The sequence below is a fragment of the Streptomyces sp. NPDC048424 genome (assembly GCF_040651555.1).
Taxonomy (GTDB): domain Bacteria; phylum Actinomycetota; class Actinomycetes; order Streptomycetales; family Streptomycetaceae; genus Streptomyces.
Genome location: NZ_JBEZKE010000058.1, coordinates 1 through 20814, shown reverse-complemented (window position 1 = coordinate 20814; position 20814 = coordinate 1). Strand labels below are relative to the sequence as shown.

Sequence of the window (20814 nt, the reverse complement as noted above, 5' to 3'; positions counted from 1 at the left end):
GCTCCGCGCAAATCCCAGCCCCGCCGGCGTTTGAGGCGATCTTTCAGCCCGTCCGGCGTTTGAGGACCGGGGGTCCGGGGGCTGGCCCCCGGCGGCGGTGCTGCGGCCGTACGCTCGGCGCATGAGACTGTTCGCCGCCGTTCTGCCGCCCGCAGGGGCAGTCAGTGAGCTCGCCGCCGCCGTGGACGGAGTCCACGATGACCGGCTGACGTGGACCGCGCGAGCGGGGTGGCACTTCACCCTCGCCTTCATGGGCGAGGTACGCGACGACGTGCTCCCCGACCTGCACGCCCGCCTCGACCGCGCAGCCCACCGCACCGCCCCCTTCGCGCTGCGCCTGCACGGCTGCGGGCACTTCGGGGACCGTGCGCTGTGGGTCGGCGCGGCCGGGGAGCTGCCCGCCCTGCGGATGCTCGCGGAGCGGGCCGACGCCGCCGCCCGGCGGGCCGGGGTGCCGATGGAGCAGCACCGCCGGTACACCCCGCACCTCACCCTGGCCCGCAGCCACGGCCACGGGCACGGCCACGGCCCCGCCACGCCCCTGCGCCCGTACCTGGACGCCCTCGCGGACTTCGAGGGCACGCCCTGGCAGGTCGACACGCTCAGCCTCGTCCGCAGCAACCTCCCCGTCAGCGGGGTTCCGGGCGAGCAGCCCCGCTACGAGACGGTCGGGTCCTGGCCCCTGCGCGGTTGACCGTACCGCGTACGGGATCATCCGCGGCCCGCGTTAGGCTCGACGGGTGGATCCCAAGACCAGAAACCGTGTGATGGCCGGTGTGCTCGTGCTGATGTTCGTCGTCGTGGCCGTGGCGGCAGCCGTCGGGCAGTAGCTACCAGGCGAAGGCCTCCGGCGACGCTCCGGGGCCGGGGAAGATCTCGTCCAGGGCCGCCAGGACCTCGTCCGAGAGCTCCAGCTCCACCGCCCGCAGCGCCGAGTCGAGCTGCTCCTGCGTGCGCGGCCCGACGATCGGCCCGGTGACCCCGGGACGCGTCAGCAGCCACGCCAGCCCGACCTCGCCCGGCTCCAGGCCGTGCTTGTCCAGCAGGTCCTCGTACGCCTGCACCTGCGCGCGTACGGAGCTGTTGGCGAGCGCGTCGGCCGAGCGGCCGGAGGCGCGGCGGCCGCCCTGCACCTCCTTCTTGATGACCCCGCCCAGCAGGCCGCCGTGGAGCGGGGACCAGGGGATGACCCCGAGCCCGTACGCCTCGGCGGCCGGAATGACCTCCATCTCCGCGCGCCGCTCGGCGAGGTTGTAGAGGCACTGCTCGCTCACCAGCCCGAGCCGTCCGATGCGCGCCGCGGTCTCGTTGGCCTGGGCGATCTTCCAGCCGGGGAAGTTCGAGGAGCCCGCGTAGAGGATCTTGCCCTGCTGGATCAGGACCTCGACGGCCTGCCAGATCTCCTCGAAGGGGGTCCGCCGGTCCACGTGGTGGAACTGGTACACGTCGATGTAGTCCGTCTGGAGCCGCTTGAGGCTGGCGTCGACGGCCCGTCGGATGTTGAGCGCCGACAGGCGGTCGTAGTTGGGCCAGGTCTCGCCCTCGGGCGCCATGCTGCCGTAGACCTTGGTGGCGAGCACCGTCTTCTCGCGGCGCCGGCCGCCCTGGGCGAACCAGGTGCCGAGGATCTCCTCGGTGCGGCCCTTGTTCTCGCCCCAGCCGTAGACGTTGGCGGTGTCGAAGAAGTTGATCCCCGCGTCGAGGGCGGAGTCCATGATCGAGTGGCTTTCGGGCTCACCGGTCTGGGGGCCGAAGTTCATGGTGCCGAGTACAAGTCGGCTGACCTTGAGGCCGGTACGTCCGAGCTGTGTGTACTTCATGGGGCACTAGCCAACTGCTTGGAGTGCGCTCGAAGCAAGACCCTCTCGTGAAAGGGGTGTTACAGCGTGCCGGTCTGCACCCGGTCGGGCGCGTACGGGCCGCCGATCCCCCACGCCTGGTGCAGGACCGCCGCGAACTCCCCCGCCAGCCGGTGCTCGCCGGAGGCGTTGGGGTGGGTGCCGTCGTAGGTGTCGTGGTGGATGTCGTACGCGTCCGGGCGCGCGGCCAGCAGGACCGGCGAGGCGGCGGTCGTCAGATCGGCCACCGCCTTCGCGAGGAGCTCGTTGAAACGGGCGACCTCGGCCGCGAACGGCGCGTCCTCCTCGGCCCGGCTGTTCGGGATGACGGGCAGCAGCACCATGCGGACGCCGGGACGGGCGGCGCGGGCCCCGGCTATGAAGCGGCGGACGTTGGCGGCGGTCTGCTCGGCGTCGGTGTAGAAGCCGAGGTCGATCAGGCCGAGCGAGACGAGCAGGACATCGGCCCGGGCGGCGCCGGCGGCGGGGCCGATGAGGGGGGCCATGTGCTGCCAGCCCTCGCCCCAACCGGCCAGGTGGCGGCGGGCGTGCGCGGGGAAGTCCGGGTCGGCGTACGCGTCGGAGCCCTCGTACAGCTCGCTGCGCGGGCCGACGATCCGGTAGGGGCCGCCGAGGGTCGAGTCGAGGTGCTGCCACATGCGGTAGCGCCAGGTGAAATCGCCGGCGCGTCCGATGGTCATGGAGTCGCCGACGAACATGAAACGCATCCGGTCATCATCGCGGATCGCGCGACAGAAACCTCTGTGACGCCGGACACGGGGCACGTACTGGCAGGCTGGGGGCATGCGCATGCCCCTGCCGTCCGCCGCCGCCGGCACCGCCGTTGCCACTGCCGTCGCCGCCGCGGCCCTCGCCGCCGCCCTCGCCGTGCTGCCGGGCGCGGCCTTCGCTGCGGAAGCCCCCGGATCCTCCTCGTTCACCATCTCCGATCCGCGGATCAAGGAGTCCAGCGGGCTAGCGGCCAGCCGGATCCACCCGGGCGTGTACTGGACGCACAACGACAGCGACGACGGCCCGTACGTCTACGCGGTGGACTCCGCCACGGGCCGGACGGTGGCCCGCGTGACCCTGACGGGGATCGGCAAGCCGCGCGACGTCGAGGCGATCTCGCTGGGGCCGGACGGGCAGCTCTACGTCGGCGACATCGGCGACAACCGGAACGGCACCTGGGACCACGTGTGGATCTACCGCTTCCCGGAGCCGAAGCAACTGGGTGACGTCACGGTCAAGGCCGCGCAGTTCACGGTGCGGTACGCCGACGGGGCGCGCAACGCGGAGGCGCTGATGGTGCATCCGGTGACGGGGCGGGTCTACATCGCGAGCAAGGACGAGAGCAAGGGCGGGCTGTACGAGGGTCCCGCGGAGCTTTCGGCGGACGGGTCGAACGTGTTCCGGCGGGTCGCCGACGTGCCGTGGGTGACGGACGGGGCGTTCTCCCCCGACGGCAACCGGCTGACCCTGCGGGGCTACTTCTGGGCGCGCACCTACCCGTGGAAGGACGGCAGGCCGGAGGGCGAGGGCGAGCGGGTGGACGCGCCGTGGCAGGGGCAGGCGGAGTCGGTGACGTACGCGCCGGACGGCTCGACGCTGATGTTCGGCGCGGAGGGGGAGGGCAGCCGCGTCATCGCCGTCCCGGTGGGCGCGGCCCCGTCCGCGGGCGGCTCGGCCGCGCCGCCGAAGCCGGGCTCCCCGTCGGGGGCCGCGCCGTCGTCCGAGCCGACGGGGGGCTTCGGCAAGGGAGCCGTGGTCCTGGCGGTCGGCCTGGCCGTCGTCTTCGCCGCCAAGCGCCTCCTGCGGCGCCGCGCCCGAGACTGAACCCCGCGCTTCTTGGCCGCCGCCGGGCGCATCCAGCCTCGCCGGCGTTTGAGGCGCGGGGGTCCGGGGGCAGCGCCCCCGGCGGCGGCGCCGCACCCGACCGAGTACTTCGGCGCCCGCGCCGCTGCTGGGGCTCCGCCCCAGACCCTCCCCCAGACTCCGTCCGGGGGGACCCCCCCTCCTCAAACGCCGGAGGGGCTTAACCGTGCGGGTCACTCCTCCCGGATGGGGACGCGGCCGTTGACCGCGGGAGCGGCGGAGCCACCCGCAGGGGCCTGGCCCATCGAGGCCAGGAGTTGGCGGGCCACGCCCAGGCCCGTGCCGCCCATCGTCAGGGCCTTGGCGAACATCTCCGACATGCCCTCGGCCCCGTTCAGCAGCACCATGTGCTCCACGTTCCCGAAGGCGCCCGCGCCGGCTTCCACGATCGCCGGCCAGTTCTCGGCCAGCTGCTGCGCGACCACCGCCTCCTGGTTCTCCGCCAGCGCGGCGGCCCGCGCCTTGATCGCTTCCGCCTCGGCCAGACCGCGCGCCTTCGCCGACTCGGCCTCCGCGAGGCCCCGCGCCTGCGTCGCCGCCGCCTCGGCCTCACCCGTCGCCCGCGTCGCCTTCGCCGACGCCAGACCGCGCGCCTCCGTGGCCGTCGCGTCGGCGGTCGCCGCCGTCGTCACCCGCGTGGCCTCCGCGGCCGCCGCGAGCTCCGTCTCCTTCGCCTTCGCCTGCGCCGCCGAGATCCGCGCGTCGCGCTCGGCCTCCGCCCGGGTCCGCGTCTCGTACGCCGCCGCGTCCGCGGGCTTGCGCACGTCCGCCTGGAGCTGCTGCTCGCGCCGGTGCGCCTCCAGCTCCGCGACCCGGGTCTCCTGGACGACGACCTCCTGCCGTGCGGCCGCCTCGGACAGCGGGCCCGCCTGACGGGCCGTCGCCGCCGCCTTGTCGCGTTCGGCCTGGTAGCCGGCCTGCAGGATCTCGCTGTCGCGCGTCGCCTCGGCCATCCGGGCGAAGGCGGCCTGTTCGGCCTCCGTGGCCAGCCGGTTCGCCTCGGCCTGGGCGATCCGCGCGTCCCGCTGCACGGCGGCGGCGTGCGGCATCGCCAGGTTCTTGATGTAGCCGGTCGGGTCCTCGATCTCGTGGATCTGGAGCGAGTCGACGATCAGGCCGAGCTTCTCCATCTCGGTGCCGCAGGCCATCCGGGTCTGGCCCGTCAGCTTCTCGCGGTCCCGGATCATGTCCTCGACCGTCAACCCGCCCACGATGGAGCGCAGATGGCCCGCGAAGACGATGTGCACCCGCTCGGGCATCATCTTCTGCTGGTCCAGGAAGCGGCGGGCCGCGTTGGCGATCGACACCAGGTCGTCGCCGACCTTGAAGATGACCACGCCCTTGACGCGGAGCGGGATGCCCTGGTGGGTGACGCAGTCCACGGACAGCTGGGTCTCGTTGAGGTCCAGGGACAGTTTGCGCACCGCCTGCACCCCCGGCAGGACGAGCGTTCCGCGCCCGGTGACGATCCGGAAGCCCATGCCCTGACCGACGCCCTCGGTCTTGTGCGTGGAACCGGAGATGACGAGTGCCTCGTTGGGCTCGGCCACCCGCCACATGAGCTTGAACAGGCCTATCGCGGCCACGATTGCGGCGAGAACGATTCCCGCCACGACGCCGATAGCCATCGGCAACGCCCCCTTTGTTCCAGTGCCGTTCGGCACCGATGAGGGCGAGTCTGCGCCTGCCTCGACCCGGCGTGAAGACGGGGGCGCGTTCTTGTACCCATCTTGATACGCACAGGTCGCACGCCGATGGGCGGTGCCTCAGTTGTCGTAGGCCGCCATCACGTACACCGTGCGCGGGGGCTGGTATTCGACCACCGTCACCACCGTGCCGACGGCCAGCCGGCCGGTGCCGTGGACCGGGTGGGCGAGGAAGTGCTCCGCCCCGCCCCGGATCCGTACGATCACCTCGCCCACGAGGCCCGGCCCGACCGTCCCGGTCACCCGGCCGGTCATTCCCACCATGTCCGTGTACGCGTCCGTGTCCCCCATGGGGCGAGGGTACGCCGCCGGGCTGCGCGGCGACCCGCCCGCGGCGGTGCGCCCTTACGAGTGGCCGAGGTCCGCGGCCGGGAGGTCGGAGACCGGGACCGAGCCGGTGTCCTCGGACGCGTCCGGCCGCAGGGTGAACTCGTCCGAGGCCATCGAGTCGAGCACCGGCGGAGCGGGCCGCAGGGGCGTCGGCATGACCGCGGCCTCCGAGTGGCCGCCGCAGCCGTAGGACAGCGACACCAGGCGGCCGTCGGCCGGGCTGAACTCGTTCGCGCAGACACCGAAGGCCTGGCCGAGCGAGCCGCCGATCGCGACGAGGAAGCCGCAGGAGACACAGGACGCGGGCGCGGCCTGCGCCATCGGGGTCTTGGCGCCGAAGCCCTCGTCCCAGCGGTCGGCCGCGCTGTGCAGCCCGTACCGCGACAGCACGCGCGCCCGGCGCATGCCCAGTTCCTCGGCGACCGAGGTGATGGAGCCCCGTACGGGGACCACCGCGCGGTCGGTGACGTCGGCGTCCTCGGCCTCGACCAGTTCGGCCATTTCGGTGGAGACCACCGAGTTCGGCGGCGGGGCGTCCTCGCCCGACCAGCCCGGCTCCAGGCGCAGGTCCTCGGCGTCGGTGGGCAGCAGGTCGCCGGGGCCCATGTCGCCGGGGCGCAGCCGCTCGCTCCACGGCACCCACTCGGGGGCCAGCAGGGCGTCGTCGCCGGGCAGCAGCACCGTTTCGTCGAGCGTGACGTTCTTCGCGCGGGAGGCGCGGGTCACGGTGACGGCCCAGCGCCAGCCCCGGTAGCCCGGTTCCTTGGACTCGAAGAAGTGGGTGACGACGCGGTCGCCCTCCGCCACGGCGGAGACGTGTGCGCCCACCACTCCGGGGAAGGCGGCCTCCTCGGCCGCCGCGCGGGCGAGTTCTACCGCCTCGACGCACAGGCGGTCGGGGGTACGCGGGGTACGGCTTCGCGTCGTCGCAGCACTCACTGGTCTCGTTCTCTCCTACGCCGTCTCACGTGTGCGCCGTCCGTACTGTCGTCCACAACGACCCGTCGGTGCTGTCCGTACGTGGCGCGGGCGGAGCGGACCAGAGGGCCGCGTCGACGTCCGCACCCGATCGGACTCCGGGCGCACCTCACTGCGACCCATTCTGCGGGATCACGAAGAGGCGCGCGGCCAGGAGCAACCGCCGGTGGCGCGCTACGCACGCTACCTCCTCTTAAGCCTCGGGCACACATGCAAGGTCCGATTCGCGGACAAGCCTCCGGCTCCGCGACGCGCCGGGAGGCGCCCACGGGGGCCCCGTGGGGCACTATGTCGAGTGTGGCACCCGCACGGTCGTCCGACGACGGCTCGGGACCGGCCAAGCGGGCCGGCCGGGCTGTCGGGCGTGCCCTGCACCTTCCGTTCACGGGTACGGCACGGGGGATCCGGCGCGCCACGCACGCGCACGGGGCGGGGGAATCGGGCCTCGGCAAGCTGATCGAGCTGCACGCCATCAACGGCGCCGGCGACATGCTGATCACGGTGGCGCTGGCCACGACGGTGTTCTTCTCCGTCCCCACGGACGAGGCGCGCGGCCGGGTGGCCCTGTACCTGGCGATCACGATGGCCCCCTTCATCCTGCTGGCCCCGGTGATCGGGCCGCTCCTGGACCGGCTGCCGCACGGCCGCCGGGCGTCGATGGCGACCGCGATGCTGGCCCGGGCGCTGCTGGCGCTGATCATGTCGGGCGCCGTGGAGACCGGGGGGATCCAGCTGTACCCGGCGGCACTGGGCGTGCTGGTCGCGTCCAAGTCGTACGGGGTCGTGCGCAGCGCGGTGGTGCCGAGACTGCTGCCGCCGAAATTCTCACTCGTCAAGGCGAACTCTCGGGTCACCCTGGCCGGGCTGCTGGCCACGGGCGTGGCGGCGCCGGTGGGCGCCGCACTGAACACGATCGGGCCGCAGTGGCCGCTGTACGGGGCCTGTGCCGTCTTCGTGTGGGGGACCGTCGCGGCGTTCACGCTGCCGCACCGGGTGGACGAGGCGAAGGGCGAGCGCCGGGCACGGCTGTCCACGCACGAGGCGCACTCGAAGCGGCCGGGGCTGCGGACGATCAGCCGCTCGGTGCTGTGCGGGCTGCTGGCGAACGCCTCGATGCGCGCGCTGTCCGGGTTCCTGATCTTCTTCCTGGCGTTCCTGCTGCGCGAGCATCCGCTGGCGGGGCAGAGCGCGGCGGTGTCGCTGGGCATCGTGGGCGTGTCGGCGGGCGTGGGCAACGCCTGCGGGACGGCGGTGGGCGCGTGGCTGCGGGCCCGTGCGCCGGAGGCCATCATCGCGTCGGTGCTGTGCCTGACGCTCGGGGTCGCGGTGCTGGCGGCGGTCTTCTTCAGCGGGCTGTTCATGGCCGTCCTGGGCGCGACGGCGGGCTTCTGCCAGGCGCTGGCGAAGCTGTCGCTGGACGCGATGATCCAGCGGGACGTCCCGGAGGCGGTGCGCACGTCGGCGTTCGCCCGTTCGGAGACGCTGCTCCAAGTGGCGTGGGTGCTGGGCGGCGCGATCGGCATCGCCCTGCCGCTGAACGGCGTACTCGGCATGTCCGTCGCCGCGGCCATCGTCGCCTTCGGCACGACGATGGCCCTCCGCGGCGTGGCCTCCGCCCCCCGCCACCCGAGTGCCTCCCGCCCCCGCGTGGCTTAGTGCGGCGCCGTTGCCGGGGCGGCTGGGAATTTCAGCCCGCCCGGCGTTTGAGGGCACGGGCGCGGAGCGCACGTACGGGGTCCGGGGCGGAGCCCCGGCACGAGAGCCGCACCCGGGTCCAGCGCCGCGCCGCAGGCCACGGGCACCCCATGCAGCGGCGCAGCCCAGGGGCCCGATAGCCTTCGGCTCATGACCGCACCGCTTTTCTCGGGTAGGGCCCGCCGCAGCGTCGCGGCCCTCGGAGCCGTGTCCGCCGGCCTCCTCCTCCTCTCCGCCTGCGGGGAGGAAAAGCCGACACCGCTGGCGACCGTGACGGTCGGCACCTCGTCGGTGTCCACCGAAGCCTCCTGCCACGGCGGCAAGGAGCCGCTCTCCATGGACGAGGTCCAGGAGTGCCTGACCAACCTCAAGGACCCCAAGACCATCGAGTACGCCCGCGGCGACACCCTGCGCCTCGGGGTCGAGCCGGAGGTCGTCGAGGACGGCAAGCGCTGGTCGGCGGTGCTCGACGGCCAGCCGATCACCGAGCCCTCCTCGAACACGTACCGCAGCTTCCCGGGCGCCGACGTCTTCGCGACCGGCGGCCAGGGCGAGGCCCCCGCCTCGAAGAAGCTGGCGTTCCTGCAGATCGGTGAGGACGGCAAGCCGCTGGCCGTCTGGTCCTTCAACCTCAAGCTCAAGTAACCGGGCGGCACCGGTGCGCGCGCTCGTCGTGACCGCGGTGGTGGCGGAGGCCGACTCCGTCACCACCGGTCTGACCCCTCATCCGGACTCTCCCGGTCCTGAGCCGCGCACGCTGCCCGGCGGGTACCTCATCACCCGCCGGGACCTTCCGGGCATCGCCTTCGACGTGCTCGTCGGGGGCGTCGGGCCGGCGGCGGCCGCCGCCGGTACCGCCACCGCCCTGGCCCTCGCCGACTACGAGCTCGTCGTCTCCGCCGGCATCGGCGGCGGGTTCGAACCCGCCGCCCCGCTCGGCTCGCTGGTGGTCGCGGACGCGATCGTCGCCGCCGACCTGGGCGCCGAGACCCCCGAGGGTTTTCTCGACGTGAGCGCGCTGGGCTTCGGGCACAGCGTGCACCTGCCGCCCACCGAGCTCGCCGCGCGCGCCGCCGAGGCGACCGGGGCGCTGCTCGCGCCCGTGCTGACCGTCTCCACCGTCACCGGGACCGCCGCCCGGGCCGCCGGGCTCGCCGCCCGGCACCCGATGGCCGGGGCCGAGGCCATGGAGGGCTTCGGGGTCGCGGAGGCGGCGGCCGCGCACGGGCTGCCCGTCCTGGAGATCCGCGCCGTGTCCAACGCCGTGGGCCCGCGCGACCGTGCCGCCTGGCGGATCGGGGACGCGCTCGGTGCGCTGACCGCCGGCTTCCGCGTGCTGGGTCCCGTACTCGCGAACTGGGGAGAACGCCATGAGCACCGGTGAACCGCTGAAGATCGCCTACTCGCCCTGCCCGAACGACACGTTCGTCTTCGACGCCTGGGCGCACGGCCGGGTCCCGGGCGCGCCCGCCCTCGACGTCACCTTCGCGGACATCGACCTCACCAACGGCATGGCCGAGCGCGGCGAGCTGGACGTGCTGAAGGTGTCGTACGCCGTGCTGCCCTGGGTGCTGGAGGAGTACGCGCTGCTGCCGTGCGGCGGTGCGCTCGGGCGCGGCTGCGGCCCGTTGGTCCTGACCCGGGAGCCGGGCCTGGACCTGGCGGGGAAGACCGTCGCGGTGCCGAGCGAACGCTCCACCGCCTACCTGCTGTTCCGGCTGTGGGCGGCGGACGTCCTGCCCGAGGGCGTCGGCAAGGTGGTCGTGCTCCCGTTCCACGAGATCATGCCGGCGGTGCGCGACGGCCGGGTGGACGCCGGACTGGTCATCCACGAGGCCCGGTTCACCTATCAGGACTACGGACTGCACTGTCTGGCCGACATGGGCGAGCACTGGGAGTCCACGACCGGTCTGCCGATCCCGCTCGGCGCGATCATCGCGAAGCGCACGCTGGGTGCGCAGCGGCTGCGCGCGCTGGCCGAGTCGGCCCGGGCGTCGGTCCGGATGGCCTGGGACGACCCGGAGGCCTCCCGCCCGTACGTACGCGCGCACGCGCAGGAGCTGGACCCGGCCGTCGCCGACCAGCACATCGGGCTCTACGTCAACGAGTTCACCGCCGATCTCGGCGATTCGGGCTACGCGGCGGTGCGCGGGCTGCTGACCCGGGCGGCCGCGGAGGGCCTCGTACCGGCCATCGCGCCCGACGCCCTGGCCTTCCCGTAGGGGCCCGTACGCACGACTGCGCCCCGCCACTCGAAGGAGCGGCGGGGCGCAGGTGTGCGTACGGGGATCAGACGTCCAGCTGGTCGGCGACCGCGCGCAGCAGTCCGGCGATCTTCGTGCCGTGCACCTTGTCGGGGTAGCGGCCGCGCTCCAGCATCGGGGTGATGTTCTCCAGCAGGGTCGTGAGGTCCTGCACGATCGAGGCGAGCTCGTCGGGCTTGCGGCGCTGCGCCGCCGCGACGGACGGCGCCGGGTCCAGTACCGTCACCGAAAGTGCCTGGTCACCGCGCTGTCCCGCGACGACACCGAATTCGACGCGCTGGCCGGGCTTGAGGGCATCGACCCCGGCAGGGAGCACCGACGAGTGGACGAAGACGTCTCCGCCGTCGTCGCGGGAGAGAAAGCCGAAGCCCTTCTCACTGTTGAACCACTTGACCTTGCCGGTAGGCACGTCCGTCCTCTGTCCTTGTGCTCGTCGGGGTCCGGAGGGCCGTGGAACGGCTCCGGACAACAGCGCAGCGGGCCATGTGTGACCCGCCACCTCAAGGCTAATGGTCGGGGGCCGGGTGACAAGACGTTCCCCGGTCCTTCGCCGTCGGCTGCCTTCGGCCAGGGAACTACCCTGGTGGGGTGACTGTTACTCCTCATTGCGACGAAGCGCGGCCCGGCGACGGGCTGGTCAAGGCCGGCGGCATCGTGTTCATCGCCGGGGCCGTGGCCACGCTGGCCACGATGGCCCCGCTGTTCCTCGACGTCGATCCGTTCCCGCCGTACGCGTGGGCGGTGTGCATGCTCATGGGCGTCGGCTTCGCCATCTCCGCGGCGGGCGTGCTCCGCTCGGCCGCGGCGCAGCGGAAGGCTGCCCGGGCCTCGCAGGCGTAGGCGGGACTACACGGGCTGCGCGGCGACGTACTGCGCGAGCCACTGCGGCAGCGCGGTGAGGTCGGGCAGCACCACGTCGGCGCCCGCCGCGCGCAGTTCGGGCTCCGGGCACGGGCCGGTGGGCACCGCCACGGACAGCGCGCCGGCCGAACGGGCCCCGCGCACGTCGCCGACGTGGTCGCCGACGTAGACCTGTGCGCCGTACTCGCGCAGCGCGCCGGCCTTGGCCTCCGCCCAGAGCCAGCCGATGACCGCGTCCGGCTCGATGCCGAGGTGCGCCAGGTGCAGCCGGGCGTTGGGCTCGTGCTTGGCCGTGACGACGATCGCGCGGCCGCCGAGCGCCTGGACGGCCTCGATCGCCTCGCGGGCGCCCGGCATCGCCGGGGTCGGCTCGATGGCGTACGCGGGGTAGATCTCGCGGTAGCGGTCGGCCATGGCCGGGATCTCGGCCTCCGGGAACCAGTGCGCGAGCTCCTCTTCCAGCGGCGGGCCCAGGCGCGTGACCGCCTCGTCGGCGTCGATGAACGTACCCGTCTCGGCCGACAGGGCCTGGTAGGCGACCCGGATGCCGGGGCGGGAGTCGATGAGGGTCATGTCGAGGTCGAAGCCGACGGTGAGGTTCATACAGGCCATTGTGCCGAGGCGGGGTGACAGGAGGTCGACACCGGACCTACAACGGGGGAACGTACACTTAGGGTCGCCTTACCAATTCGTGAAATAGGTGACATGTCTGCGCCCGCCCTCCGACGCGCCCTGACGACCCGTCGCACCGGGTGGACGGCAGCAGCGCTCGCCGCACTCATATGCGCGGTGGTGCTCTCCCTCACCGTCGGCGCCCGCCCGGTCCCGCCGGCCGAGGTCTGGGACGCGCTGTTCCACGGGGCGAGCGGCCCCGACGCCGAGGTCGTACGCACCCTGCGCGTCCCGCGCACACTGATCGCCCTGATGGTCGGCGCGGCCCTCGCCCTCGCCGGGACCGCGCTCCAGGGCATCACCCGCAACCCCATCGCCGACCCCGGCATCCTCGGCATCAGCCAGGGCGCCGGGGTCGCGGTCGTCTGCGCCATCGCCTTCGCGGGGGTGCACACGCTGACCGGGTACGTGTGGTTCGCCTTCGCCGGGGCCGCGGTCGCCTCCGTCGCCGTGTACGCCGTCGCCTCGCGCGGGCGCGGCGGCGCGACCCCGGTGAAGCTGGCGCTGGGCGGGGCCGCGATCAACGCGCTGCTGGTGTCGGTCACCACGGCCGTGCTGACGACGCGGGCGTCGGCGCTGGACGAGTTCCGCTTCTGGCAGGTCGGCTCGGTGGCCGGGGAGCAGAACGCCGAAGTGGTGCGGCGGACCTGGCCGTTCCTGCTGGCCGGCGCCGTGCTCGTGCTCTGCGTGGCGCGCGGCCTGGACGCGCTGGCGCTCGGCGAGGACGTGGCCAAGGGGCTCGGGCAGAACGTGGCCGCCGTACGGATCGTGGGCGGGCTCGGGGCCACCGTGCTGACCGGCGCCGGGGTCGCGGCGGTCGGGCCGATCGCCTTCGTCGGGCTCGCGGTCCCGCACATCGCGCGGGCCGTCGTCGGCGGCGACCACCGCTGGGTGCTGCCGATGGCGGCGCTCATCGGGCCGGTGATGCTGCTCGTCACGGACGTGGTCGGCCGGGTCGTCGTACCGCCGGGCGAGGTCCCCGCCGGGGTGATGACGGCCCTGATCGGGGTGCCGTTCCTGGTCGTGCTGGTGCGCCGCAAGGCGGTCGCCGCGTGAGCGCCGTGCCCTTCGGATACGCCCGGGTGCGCGCGGGCCGGGCCTCGTTCCTGCTGCACCGGCGGGCGGCGGCCGTGGCCGTGGGCCTCGCCGCGCTGCTGGCGGCGGTGTGCGTCGTCTACCTGTCGGTCGGCGAGTCGTACGTCTCCCCCGGCGAGGTGGTGCGGGTGCTGCTCGGGCGGCCGTCCCCGGACGAGCTGGTCGTCGCCACCCTGCGGCTGCCCCGGATGACGGTCGGGCTGCTGGTGGGCCTGGCGTTCGGGGTGGCCGGCGCGCTGATCCAGACCGTGGCCCGCAATCCGCTGGCCTCCCCCGACGTCATCGGAGTCAGCCAGGGCGCGAGCGCCGTCACGGTGGCGGCGCTGACCTTCGGCGTCACCTCGTACGCCGTGCTCCCGTACCTCTCGGTCCTCGGCGGCCTCGTCGCGGCCGGGCTCGTGTACGTCTTCGCCTGGCGGGGCGGTCTGCACGCGGGCCGGTTCGTGCTCATCGGCATCGGATGCGCCATCGCCCTGCGGTCGGTGACGACCCTGCTGATGACCAAGGGCGACTACCTGGTCGCCCAGCAGGCGAAGATCTGGATGACGGGCTCCCTGAACGGGCGGGGCTGGGACGTCGGCGCCCCGCTGGCCTGGGTGCTGCTGGGCCTGCTGCCGGCGGTGCTGTGGGCGGCGCGGGCACAGCGCACCGTCTCGCTCGACGACGACACGGCGACGGCGCTCGGGGTGCGGCTGGGACGGGTCCGGCTCGGGCTCATCGTCCTGGGCGTGGTGCTGGCCTCGGTGGCCACGGGCGCGGCCGGGCCGGTGGACTTCGTGGCGCTGCTCGCGCCGCAGATCGCACGGCGGACGACGCGCACCGCGCAGATCCCGCTGCTGTGTTCGGCGCTGACCGGCGCGCTGATCGTGGTGTTCGGCGATCTCCTGGCCCGGCGGCTGCTGTCGCCGACCGAACTCCCGGTGGGCGTGCTGACGGCCGCCGTCGGAGCCCCGTACCTGATCTGGCTGATCGTCCGCGGCCGCACTGGAGGCAAGGCATGACCCCGATGAGCCGTCTCTCGACGAGCCGAGTCCCCGCAGGCCGAGTCCCCGCGAGCCGTCTCTCCGCGGACGGGCTGACGCTCGCGTACGAGGACCGCGTCGTCGTCTCCGGCCTCGACCTGGCCGTCCCGGACGGCAAGGTGACCGTCATCGTCGGCCCGAACGCCTGCGGCAAGTCGACGACCCTGCGGGCGCTCGGCCGGCTGCTGAAGCCCCGCTCGGGCGCGGTGCTGCTGGACGGGGCCGCCCTGTCCTCGCTGCCCACCCGGCAGGTCGCGCAGACCATCGGGCTGCTCCCGCAGTCCCCGGCGGCCCCGGAGGCGATCACGGTCGGCGACCTGGTCGCGCGCGGCCGCCAGCCCCACCAGCACTGGTGGCAGCAGTGGTCGGAGGCGGACGAGCGGGCGGTGACGGAGGCGATGGCCCGCACCTCGGTGGCCGACCTGGCCGACCGCCCCGTGGACGCCCTGTCGGGCGGCCAGCGCCAACGCGTGTGGATCGCCATGGCCCTCGCCCAGGACACCGACCTGCTGCTCCTGGACGAGCCGACGACCTTCCTCGACATCGCCCACCAGGTGGAGGTCCTGGACCTGATCCGCCGCCTCAACCGGGAGCGCGGCCGCACGGTGGTGGCCGTCCTCCACGACCTGAACCAGGCGGCGCGCTACGCGGACCACCTGGTCGCGATGAAGGCGGGCCGCGTGGTGGCCGAGGGGCCGCCGTCGTCTGTGGTCACCGCCGAACTGGTCGAGGAGGTCTTCGGCCTCTCCTCGCTCGTCATCCCGGACCCGGTGACGGGCTCGCCACTGGTGATCCCGGGCGCCCCCTGGCCGGCCGCCGAAGCCTGACCACCACACCGGTCAGCCCCGCCGGCACAACTCAGCCCCACTGGCACCACTCAGCCTCGCCGGCGTTTGAGGCGCGGGGTCCGGGGCGGAGCCCCGCTCTTTTCAGCCCCGCCGGCGTTTGAGGCGCGGGGTCCGGGGCGGAGCCCCGGTCCTTTCAGCCCCGCCGGCGCTTGAGGCGCGGGGCCTGGGGCGGAGCCCCGGTCCTTTCAGCCCCGCCGGCGCTTGAGGCGCGGGGCTCGCGGGCAGACCCGCCGCGGCACCCGCCTAGCGACGGCGGGCCCGCCACACCAGGTAGATCACGGAGGCGACGGCGGCGCCCCGCAACAACCACGGCCACATACCCTGCACGGCCCCGCTCACCTGCTCGTCGGCCAGCGTCTCGCCCCACTTGCCGTTCATCCGGCCCCACAGCCACACCCCCGCCCCCGCGAGGACCACGCCGGGCGGCCCGAAGACGGCCCACTTCCGCTCGGCCGGCCGCAACACGCGCGAGGCGTACGGCAGGAGCCAGCCGATGATCAGCAGCAGCCAGTACCCGGTGGCCACGCCGACGACGAGCACGGCCGCGGCCAGCAGCAGGAACGCGTTCGGGCGCGGCCGGGCCGGGGCCGCGCCCGCCCCCTCCGCCTCACCGGCGGCGCCGACCGCGGCCGACTTCCCGGCCCGCCGCCGCTCGCGCAGGAACCGTACGAGGCCAGCCGCACCCGAAGGCGGGGGCGCGGGCGGATCCTGCGCCTCCTTCCCGGCCTCCTCCCGCTCCTCGTCCTCGAACAGGTCCGGGATCTCGATGCCGCCCGCGAAGCCGTCGACCTGCGGGCCCGAGCCGTACGCGGCGGGGGACATCCGCCACCACTCGGGCTCGGCCCCGCCGGACGGGCCCAGCTCGTCGAGCCCGGCCAGGTGCGGCGGCACGTTCCGGGGCTCCGCGGCCGGCTTCGGCGCGGGCGCGCCCGGGCGGCGGAGGCGGCCGGGGGCCCGCTGGACCGGAACCGACGCGCCCGGGCCGGAAGCCGCGCCGAACCGTGGCGCGGGGGTCGCGGAGCCCGGCCGGGAGCCGTGGGTGTCCAGGACCTCCTCGGGCGTGCCGATCCGTTCCAGGATGCGCCGTACGGCCGCCGGGGTCTCCGGTTCGTACTTGGCGCGCCGACGGTCGATCTCGTCCCGCAACCCCGCCACCAGGCGCATCCGGTCGCCGGAGGAAAGCTGCCGCTGCTGGGCCAAGTCCCCGACGCGGCTCAGATATTCGTAGACCAGATGGTCGCTTTCGATCCCCATGCCCCGGCTCCTCCCGTACCGCCCACCCGAAAGGTAGCGCGTGCGCCCGTGGAGCCGTCGCGGGCACAGCGGATACCGTTGGCCGGATGGGGACCGGCCGACTGACCGGCCGACGCGACCAGGAGGCGACTGTGCCCGAGGCAAGCACTGCTGGGGGATCCGGCGGAAGCGGAGCCCCGCGCTCCCTCGCCGAGGCGCTGCGCGCCCGCGACGACGCGGCGCTCTCCACCCTGCTGCACGCCCGCCCGGACCTGCTCGGTCCGGTGCCCGGCGACGTGACGCAGCTGGCCACCCGCGCCGGGACCCGGGCCTCGGTGGTGCGGGCACTGGAGCGACTGGACCGCTTCACGCTGCAGACCGCCGAGGCGCTCGCCGTGGCCCCGGACCCGTGCCCGTACCCGGTGCTGGAGTCGCTGCTGACCGGCGAGGAGGGCACCACCGGTGAGGACAACGGCGCCCGCGCCGCGCTCCCCCGCGCCCTGGGCACCCTGCGCGACCAGGCCCTGGTGTGGGGCGACGACGACCGGCTGCGCCTGGTGCGCACCGCCCGGGAGCTGCTCGCGCCTTCCGCCCAGCGGCCCTCCCCGACCGGTCTCGGGCCCACGGTCGCCGAGGCCACCTCCGGCATGTCGCCGACCCGGATCCAGGAGATCGTGGCGGCGGCCGGGCTGCCCGCGACGCACGACCCGGTGTCCGCGGTCTCGGCGCTGACCGGGCTGTTCACCGACCCGGAGCGGATGTCCGCGCTGCTGGACGAGGCTCCGGCGGAGGCGCACCAGGTGCTGGGGCGGCTCGTGTGGGGGCCGCCGTACGGGGAGGTGACCCCGAATCCGACCGCGCCGGTGCGCTGGCTGCGCGACCGCGGGCTGCTGCTGCCCACGACGGCGCGGACCGTCGTACTGCCCCGCGAGGTGGCGCTCCACCTGCGCGGCGGCCTCGCGCACCGGGACACCGCGCCGGTGGCCCCGCCGGTGGCCGCGCACCGCGAGCACCGTCCACAGCTTGTGGACGCGAACGCCGCCGGGCAGGCGCTGGCCGCGCTGTCCACCGTCGAGGAGCTGGTGAAGTCCTGGGAGCACGCCGCTCCGCTGGTGCTGCGGGCGGGCGGGCTCGCGGTACGGGACCTGAAGCGGGCCGCGGCCACCCTGGACACGAGCGAGCCGTCGGCGGCCTTCTGGATCGAACTGGCCTACGCGGCCGGGCTGCTGGCCAGTGACGGGGAGGCGGACGAGCGGTACGCGCCCACGCCCGCCTTCGACGACTGGTGCGAACTGCCGCCCGAGGAACGGTGGTCGGCGCTGGTGGAGGCCTGGCTGCCGGCCACCCGCACGTCCGGTCTGATCGGCGAGCAGGACGCCAAGGGGCGCACGCTGTCGGCGCTCGGACCCGACCTCGACCGCTCCGCCGCCCCCGAGGTGCGCCGGCGCGTCCTGGAACTCCTCGCCGCCCTGCCCGAGGGCGGGTCCCCCGACGCGGAGGCCGTGCTGGACCGGCTCGCGTGGGAGCGTCCCGTACGCGGTACGAGCGATCTGCGGACCCGCCTCGCACGCTGGGCGCTGACCGAGGCGGAGGTCCTCGGCGTGACCGGCCGGGGCGCCCTGTCCGGGCCCGGCCGGGCCCTGCTCGCGCACGAGGACCCGGCGCCGCTGCTGGCCCCCCTGCTTCCCGAGCCGGTGGACCACGTCCTGCTCCAGGCCGACCTGACGGCGGTGGCCCCCGGCCCGCTGCGCCGGCCGCTCGGGGACACGCTGGCGGTGCTGGCGGACGTGGAGTCCAAGGGCGGGGCGACCGTGTACCGCTTCACGCCCGGTTCGGTGCGCCGGGCCCTGGACGCCGGCCATGCCGCCGCCGACCTGCACGCCTTCCTCAAGGAACACAGCCGCACCCCGGTCCCGCAGCCCCTCGCCTACCTCATCGACGACGTGGCCCGCCGCCACGGCCACCTGCGGGTCGGCGCGGCCTCCTCCTACGTCCGCTGCGACGACGACGCGATGCTGGGCGAGATCCTGGCCGACAAGCGCTCGGCCGGGCTGGGCCTGCGCCGCCTGGCCCCCACGGTGCTGGCCGCGCAGGCCGAACCGACCGTGTTGCTGGAGGGATTGCGGGCGATGGGATACGCGCCGGCCGCGGAGTCCCTGACCGGCGACGTGCTGGTGGCGCGGGCCGACGCCCACCGCGCACCGGCCCGCACGGCGCCCGTACCGGTGCCGGACGGTCCGCCGGTGCCGGACGCGACGCTGCTGGCGGCGGCCGTACGGGCCATCCGTGCGGGCGACCTGGCGGCGACGGCGGTCCGCAAGGAGCCCGCGCCGTCCACCGGCGCACCGGGCGAACTCCCGCGCACGAGCGCGGCGGAAACCCTGGCGACCGTCCAGGCGGCGGCCCTGACCGGCTCGGCGGTGTGGATCGGCTACGTGAACGCGGACGGCGCCGCCAGCCAACGCGTCATCGCCCCGGTCCGCGTCGAAGGCGGCTTCGTCACGGGCTACGACCACACGGCCGACGAGGTCCGCACCTACGCCCTCCACCGCATCACGGGCGTAGCCGAACTGGCGGAGGACCAGGTCTAGGTCGCCTCTACCGGCTCTTGCCGGCCGAGCCCCCGCGGCGTACGAGCCGCACCAATCCAGCGCCGGCCGCACCAATCCAGCCCCGCCGGCGTTTGAGGCGCGGGGTCCGGGGCGGAGCCCCGATCTTTCACCGCGCCGCACCCACCCCAGCCCCGCCTGGGGGCACCTCCCAGCGGTAGCTGGGGGAGTTTGAGGCGCGGGGGTCTGGGGGCGGAGCCCCCTGGGGTTCCCCCCGGGCGGAGTCTGGGGGAGGCGCGGCACCCGCAAACGGCGCGGCCCGCACGGAAAACAGCTGGCCGGCCGCCAGGCCATCCCGCACGCTGGGGCCATGTCAGCCCCACCCACCCCCACCCGCCAGATCCGCGCCGCGCACACCGACACCACCCTCACCGTCTACCAGGCCTACGCCCCCCGCCTAGGGGACCCGGCGGCCCGCGACGGCCGCTTCCCGCCCGCCTGGAAGCGGGAGCGGATGACGTGGATCAAGCCCTCGTTCCTGTGGATGATGTACCGCTGCGGCTGGGGCACCAAGGTCGACCAGGAGACCGTGCTGGCCGTCGAGATCACCCGTGAGGGCTTCGACCGGGCCCTGCGCGAGGCCTGCCTCTCCCACTACGTGCCGGGCGTGCACGCGGACCGGGCCGCCTGGCAGGAGTCCCTGCGCGGGGCGCCCGCCCGGGTCCAGTGGGACCCGGAGCGCGACCTGCACCTGAACCCGCTGCCGTACCGCTCGCTCCAGCTGGGCCTGTCCGGGCCGGCCTCGCGCGCGTACGCCGACGAGTGGACGGTGTCCATCCGCGACGTGACCCCGCTGGCCCGGCGGATCCACGGCCTGCTGCGGTCGGGCGAAGCCGAGGCGGCACGCGCGCTGCTCCCCGCGGAGACCCCCTACCCGGCGGGCCCGCTGGCGCACCTCGGTGCGGGAGATACGGGAGATACGGGAGACGCCGTCAGTCCCGGACGAGCAGGACGATGAATCCCACGACGACGCCCAGCAGCAGGGCGAACCAGGAGTAGCGGGGCCGCGACTCGCGCAGCACCGGGAGGTAGTGGTCGGCGGAGAAACGGCCCGGCCCGGTGAGGGTGAGGGCGACGACCCCGGCGAACAGCAGCACTTCGAGTTCCACGCCCTTGGGCGGGAAGTAGGCGCTCAGGCCCCGGACGTCGAGGACGTTGATGAAGACGCCGGTCAGGGCGGCGCCGGCGAGCGGGGTGAGCAGGCCGAGGGCGAGCCCGAGGCCGCCCAGGGTCTCGGACAGGCCGGCGATGACGGCCATGGCGTCCCCGGCGGGATAGCCGGCCATGGTGAAGCCCTTGCCGGTCGCGTCGAGGCCCGGGCCGCCGAACCAGCCGAAGAGCTTCATGGTGCCGTGGCCGACCATGCTGAGGCCGACGACGAGCCGGAGCAGGAGCAGGCCGATGTCGTGGGTGGCGGTGTTGACGGTGGCGGGGGCCGAGGCGGCTCGGAAGAGCGCCTGGTCCCGTCGATCGTGCGTCATGAGCGTCCGTTCTTACGTCGCCTGTGAGCGACGGCCACCGTATGACGCCGTTCCGTGATGACCCGGCCGCAACGTCGTCGACGCCCGTCGACGACCCGTTCGGCCGCAGTCCCGGCTCACCTGGGCCGGTTGCCTCCGGCGGTTCGGCAGGGGTGGGGCCGGTTGTGGCGGGGCCGGGCGCCGGTTGGCTGCGCCGCTCGGGCCGGGTGCGTGGGGGCCGGTTGTGACGGGGCCGGGCGCGCGCCGGGGTGTCTCCTCGGGCGCCGAACGTGTCGGGGGGTCGGAGCGTCTGGGCACCTTGCGTTCG

The 20814-nt window shown here is 74.3% G+C and carries 21 protein-coding genes; 12 read left to right on the top strand and 9 right to left on the bottom strand.

Going from position 1 to position 20814, the window contains the following annotated elements:
* The first annotated feature begins 121 nt into the window (after nucleotides 1–121).
* The gene (thpR, locus tag AB0D29_RS37680) at nucleotides 122–694 is read left to right on the top strand and encodes an RNA 2',3'-cyclic phosphodiesterase (protein WP_362860354.1); all 573 of its coding nucleotides are present in this window, start codon (nucleotides 122–124) and stop codon (nucleotides 692–694) included.
* Nucleotides 695–830: 136 nt separating this feature from the next.
* On the opposite strand, the gene AB0D29_RS37675 is transcribed toward thpR, so the two are convergent.
* Nucleotides 831–1820: an aldo/keto reductase gene (locus AB0D29_RS37675; RefSeq protein WP_362860353.1), complete on the bottom strand. Its 990-nt coding sequence runs from the start codon at nucleotides 1818–1820 to the stop codon at nucleotides 831–833.
* Nucleotides 1821–1879: 59 nt separating this feature from the next.
* Entirely contained in the window at nucleotides 1880–2566 is a 687-nt protein-coding gene (locus AB0D29_RS37670) for a GDSL-type esterase/lipase family protein (RefSeq protein ID WP_362860352.1), read from the bottom strand.
* A 76-nt stretch (nucleotides 2567–2642) separates the two neighbouring features.
* Between AB0D29_RS37670 and AB0D29_RS37665 the strand changes: the two genes are divergently transcribed.
* Entirely contained in the window at nucleotides 2643–3674 is a 1032-nt protein-coding gene (locus tag AB0D29_RS37665) for a WD40 repeat domain-containing protein (RefSeq protein ID WP_362860351.1), read from the top strand.
* 212 nt (nucleotides 3675–3886) lie between these two features.
* On the opposite strand, the gene AB0D29_RS37660 is transcribed toward AB0D29_RS37665, so the two are convergent.
* The 3 genes from AB0D29_RS37660 to AB0D29_RS37650 form a co-directional block, all read right to left on the bottom strand.
* Nucleotides 3887–5341 (bottom strand): SPFH domain-containing protein, encoded by a 1455-nt coding sequence (locus tag AB0D29_RS37660; protein WP_362860350.1) that lies wholly within the window; start codon nucleotides 5339–5341, stop codon nucleotides 3887–3889.
* Nucleotides 5342–5479: 138 nt separating this feature from the next.
* Nucleotides 5480–5683 carry a hypothetical protein gene (locus tag AB0D29_RS37655; protein ID WP_037805440.1) on the bottom strand — a complete coding sequence of 68 codons (204 nt, stop codon included), beginning with the start codon at nucleotides 5681–5683 and terminating at the stop codon, nucleotides 5480–5482.
* An 81-nt stretch (nucleotides 5684–5764) separates the two neighbouring features.
* A complete protein-coding gene (locus tag AB0D29_RS37650) occupies nucleotides 5765–6688 on the bottom strand; it encodes a DUF3027 domain-containing protein (protein ID WP_362860349.1) in 924 nt (307 codons plus the stop codon).
* Nucleotides 6689–7015: 327 nt separating this feature from the next.
* Between AB0D29_RS37650 and AB0D29_RS37645 the strand changes: the two genes are divergently transcribed.
* From AB0D29_RS37645 to AB0D29_RS37630, 4 genes are all read left to right on the top strand, one after another.
* Nucleotides 7016–8383 (top strand): MFS transporter, encoded by a 1368-nt coding sequence (locus AB0D29_RS37645; RefSeq protein WP_362860348.1) that lies wholly within the window; start codon nucleotides 7016–7018, stop codon nucleotides 8381–8383.
* A gap of 189 nt (nucleotides 8384–8572) precedes the next feature.
* The gene (locus AB0D29_RS37640; RefSeq protein WP_362815000.1) at nucleotides 8573–9067 is read left to right on the top strand and encodes a DUF2771 domain-containing protein; all 495 of its coding nucleotides are present in this window, start codon (nucleotides 8573–8575) and stop codon (nucleotides 9065–9067) included.
* A gap of 13 nt (nucleotides 9068–9080) precedes the next feature.
* A complete protein-coding gene (locus AB0D29_RS37635; protein WP_362860347.1) occupies nucleotides 9081–9806 on the top strand; it encodes a futalosine hydrolase in 726 nt (241 codons plus the stop codon).
* The gene (locus AB0D29_RS37630; protein ID WP_362860346.1) at nucleotides 9793–10644 is read left to right on the top strand and encodes a 1,4-dihydroxy-6-naphthoate synthase; all 852 of its coding nucleotides are present in this window, start codon (nucleotides 9793–9795) and stop codon (nucleotides 10642–10644) included. Before AB0D29_RS37635 ends, AB0D29_RS37630 begins: the two co-directional genes overlap by 14 nt.
* Nucleotides 10645–10711: 67 nt before the next feature.
* Here AB0D29_RS37630 and AB0D29_RS37625 read toward each other — a convergent pair whose 3' ends face one another.
* On the bottom strand, nucleotides 10712–11095 hold the full coding sequence (locus AB0D29_RS37625) for a cold-shock protein (RefSeq protein ID WP_030012939.1): 384 nt from the start codon (nucleotides 11093–11095) through the stop codon (nucleotides 10712–10714).
* Nucleotides 11096–11274: 179 nt separating this feature from the next.
* Between AB0D29_RS37625 and AB0D29_RS37620 the strand changes: the two genes are divergently transcribed.
* Nucleotides 11275–11526 (top strand): hypothetical protein, encoded by a 252-nt coding sequence (locus AB0D29_RS37620; RefSeq protein ID WP_030706674.1) that lies wholly within the window; start codon nucleotides 11275–11277, stop codon nucleotides 11524–11526.
* A gap of 6 nt (nucleotides 11527–11532) precedes the next feature.
* On the opposite strand, the gene AB0D29_RS37615 is transcribed toward AB0D29_RS37620, so the two are convergent.
* Nucleotides 11533–12159 carry an HAD family hydrolase gene (locus AB0D29_RS37615; protein ID WP_362860345.1) on the bottom strand — a complete coding sequence of 209 codons (627 nt, stop codon included), beginning with the start codon at nucleotides 12157–12159 and terminating at the stop codon, nucleotides 11533–11535.
* Between the two features lie 93 nt (nucleotides 12160–12252).
* Here AB0D29_RS37615 and AB0D29_RS37610 point away from each other — a divergent pair, with 93 nt between their 5' ends.
* Genes AB0D29_RS37610 through AB0D29_RS37600 form a run of 3 tightly spaced genes read left to right on the top strand, consistent with a single transcriptional unit; the run spans nucleotide 12253 to nucleotide 15163 of the window.
* Entirely contained in the window at nucleotides 12253–13275 is a 1023-nt protein-coding gene (locus AB0D29_RS37610; protein ID WP_362860344.1) for an iron ABC transporter permease, read from the top strand.
* A complete protein-coding gene (locus tag AB0D29_RS37605; protein WP_362860343.1) occupies nucleotides 13272–14315 on the top strand; it encodes an iron ABC transporter permease in 1044 nt (347 codons plus the stop codon). Before AB0D29_RS37610 ends, AB0D29_RS37605 begins: the two co-directional genes overlap by 4 nt.
* Nucleotides 14316–14320: 5 nt before the next feature.
* Nucleotides 14321–15163, top strand: coding sequence for an ABC transporter ATP-binding protein (locus AB0D29_RS37600; protein ID WP_362860355.1), 843 nt, complete (start codon nucleotides 14321–14323; stop codon nucleotides 15161–15163).
* A 264-nt stretch (nucleotides 15164–15427) separates the two neighbouring features.
* Here the strand turns inward: AB0D29_RS37600 and AB0D29_RS37595 are convergent, their stop codons facing one another.
* Complete coding sequence (locus tag AB0D29_RS37595) at nucleotides 15428–16438, bottom strand: hypothetical protein (protein ID WP_362860342.1); 1011 nt, start codon at nucleotides 16436–16438, stop codon at nucleotides 15428–15430.
* Nucleotides 16439–16524: 86 nt separating this feature from the next.
* On the opposite strand from AB0D29_RS37595, the gene AB0D29_RS37590 reads away from it, so the two are divergent.
* Both AB0D29_RS37590 and AB0D29_RS37585 read left to right on the top strand, forming a co-directional pair.
* The gene (locus AB0D29_RS37590) at nucleotides 16525–19008 is read left to right on the top strand and encodes a helicase C-terminal domain-containing protein (RefSeq protein WP_362860341.1); all 2484 of its coding nucleotides are present in this window, start codon (nucleotides 16525–16527) and stop codon (nucleotides 19006–19008) included.
* A gap of 328 nt (nucleotides 19009–19336) precedes the next feature.
* Entirely contained in the window at nucleotides 19337–19984 is a 648-nt protein-coding gene (locus AB0D29_RS37585; protein ID WP_362860340.1) for a DUF4291 domain-containing protein, read from the top strand.
* Here AB0D29_RS37585 and AB0D29_RS37580 read toward each other — a convergent pair.
* Nucleotides 19959–20507 carry a DoxX family membrane protein gene (locus AB0D29_RS37580; protein ID WP_362860339.1) on the bottom strand — a complete coding sequence of 183 codons (549 nt, stop codon included), beginning with the start codon at nucleotides 20505–20507 and terminating at the stop codon, nucleotides 19959–19961. The two genes, AB0D29_RS37585 and AB0D29_RS37580, sit on opposite strands and share 26 nt — an antisense overlap.
* Nucleotides 20508–20814: the final 307 nt, after the last annotated feature.